3 protein-coding genes and 2 pseudogenes are annotated in these 1986 nt (G+C 66.8%); all 5 read left to right on the top strand.

Features of this window, described 5'->3' with window-relative positions; genetic code table 11:
• The first annotated feature begins 370 nt into the window (after window positions 1–370).
• The gene (locus GL263_RS25690; protein WP_182858134.1) at window positions 371–550 is read left to right on the top strand and encodes a Flp family type IVb pilin; all 180 of its coding nucleotides are present in this window, start codon (window positions 371–373) and stop codon (window positions 548–550) included.
• Window positions 547–696 (top strand): annotated as a pseudogene (locus GL263_RS28675) (pilus assembly protein TadG-related protein); the annotation flags it as partial. The gene GL263_RS25690 and the pseudogene GL263_RS28675, both read left to right, overlap by 4 nt.
• A 69-nt stretch (window positions 697–765) precedes the next feature.
• Complete coding sequence (locus GL263_RS28670; protein ID WP_228456829.1) at window positions 766–1140, top strand: hypothetical protein; 375 nt, start codon at window positions 766–768, stop codon at window positions 1138–1140.
• Between the two features lie 28 nt (window positions 1141–1168).
• Entirely contained in the window at window positions 1169–1750 is a 582-nt protein-coding gene (locus tag GL263_RS25680; protein WP_182858133.1) for a hypothetical protein, read from the top strand.
• A gap of 5 nt (window positions 1751–1755) precedes the next feature.
• Window positions 1756–1986, top strand: a pseudogene (locus GL263_RS25675) (hypothetical protein); the annotation flags it as partial.

The following is a 1986-nucleotide window of genomic DNA, read 5'->3' as shown; positions in this document are numbered from 1 at the left end:
AGCTTTTCCCGCATACCGTTTCGCGTGCGCAACCTGTTGTGGCACAGTCACTCTCTGAAGAGGTGCGTCGCGCACGGCCGTTGGCGGTAGCGACGAACAGCAGCCGGGAAGCGACCGACCGGGGGAGGAGACGCCATGCCACCCGCCAGGCGACCAGCCCGTCACACACCGCTCCCCGCAGACCGTTTCAACGCCGGGCGGAGTGTCAAGAACCACCAAGGCGGGCGACTCCGGACGGACACACCGTCCCCGCACGGACCCGACGCCCTTCCCACACCCCACAGCACCGCCCCGGCCGCCTCGCTGACGGCCGACCACGGCGGCAAAGCGGCGGCCCAGCCAACGGCCCGGCCCGGAGAGGTAGACCAGCATGAAGCTCCTGAAGCGGCGCCACCAACTCACCACCGACACCGGCCAGACGGCCATCGAGTACCTGGGCATCCTCGCCGTCGTCGCAGCGATCATCGTGGTCCTACTGGCGACGGACTTCGGAACCGAGATCGGCAACGCGATCGGCGACCAGATCGAGAAGGTCACCGGCGGCGACTGACCTGTGGCGATCGCGGCCAGGCGATCCCGGCCTACATCACCGCAGTCGGAGCGCTCCTCTTCCTCGCACTCGTCTACTTCGCGGTCGGCCAGGCGGCCGCCAACCGGAACGGCGCCCAGGGTGCTGCGGATGCCGCGGCCCTGGCAGCGGCCAACGACGCCCGGGACCAGATCGGGCAACGCCTCCTCGAACCGGATCTGGACCGCGACGACCTCATGGAGCTTGTGAACGGCCGCCTCTTTCGTACTTCCTCCGGTTGCGCCGCCGCAGTTCGGTTCGCTGCGAAGAACAACGCGATCTTGGATCCGTGTAACCGACTCGACGCGCCGCGAAGCGGCTTTGCAGTGTCGGTCACATCGCGTGAGTCCGTGGGGAACACGGTGGTGCCAGGAACGGAGGGAATCTATTCGGAGGCCAGCGCGCGCGCAGTAGTCGAGAGCAGGTGCGTGCTGAAGGAAGTCGAAGAGGAGGACGATGTCGTCGTCGAGATCAAACTCAGCTGTCAGGGAAAGACTGTGACCATCGATCCGGATAAGCCTGACTCACTGCCGCGACTGGGCGAACTCTTCACCGTTCGTCTGGTCCGGTGAGACCGGATCCGACTCGGGGAAGGACGCCATGCCCAGGAAGAACACCGGCGGCGCGATAGGCGCCAGGGTCGCCGTGCTGCTTGTCGGCTCACTGCTCGCCCTCACCGCGTGCGGTGGAGGGGGCGATGACGGGGGTGGCGCGGACGATCCGAAGAAGCCGAGCGTAGGCAAGGACGCGGAATCCCCCGCGGCGCCTGACGGTGTGGATACCGACAAAGTGCTGGGCGAACTCAAGGGGCCCAACGGGATCGAGGTCGCTGTCCACTCCGCAGTGCGCGACGCTGGCGGGTTCGTGACGGTCAATGGGACTCTCTTCAACAAGGGTGAGAAGACATTCCGCGCTCTTGAATGGGTTTCCGGCGAGACGGCGATCAAGTCGCGGTCTTCCATAGCCGGAGCCACGATGGTTGACCCTGAGGGAAAGAAGCGCTATCTCGTGCTTCGGGACACCGACGGCCAGTGCCTCTGCACGACGGGAATCACCGGCGTCAAAGCAGGGGAGACCCGGCCCGTCTTCGCGCAGTTCCCCGCGCCGCCCAAGGACGTGAAGACTATCGAGTTCCACGTTCCCTCCATGTCCCCCGCGCGCGTTGAGCTTTCGGAGGGGTGATCCACGTGCTGAACTGGCGTGAGGGAGTGAGCGGTGCGGCTGTCCTCTGTGCGGCGGCGGTGTTGACGCTGGGAGGCGCGCCGGCCGCGTTCGCGGAGGACGGGCCCGGGGGCCCGGCGAACGACGAGCCGCCGGTGGAGATCGACGTGAACTCCCCGAAGCTGCTGATGCGGGACGGTGCCACTCTGGCGAAGCCCCGGGTGATCGACATCGTCCAGGTGGTCGAGGAAGGCGGG

It is taken from the genome of Streptomyces durbertensis, from assembly GCF_014156695.1.
Lineage (GTDB): Bacteria > Actinomycetota > Actinomycetes > Streptomycetales > Streptomycetaceae > Streptomyces > Streptomyces durbertensis.
The sequence above is the reverse complement of the archived record's forward strand: the minus strand, read 5'-3'. Positions and strand labels throughout refer to the sequence as shown.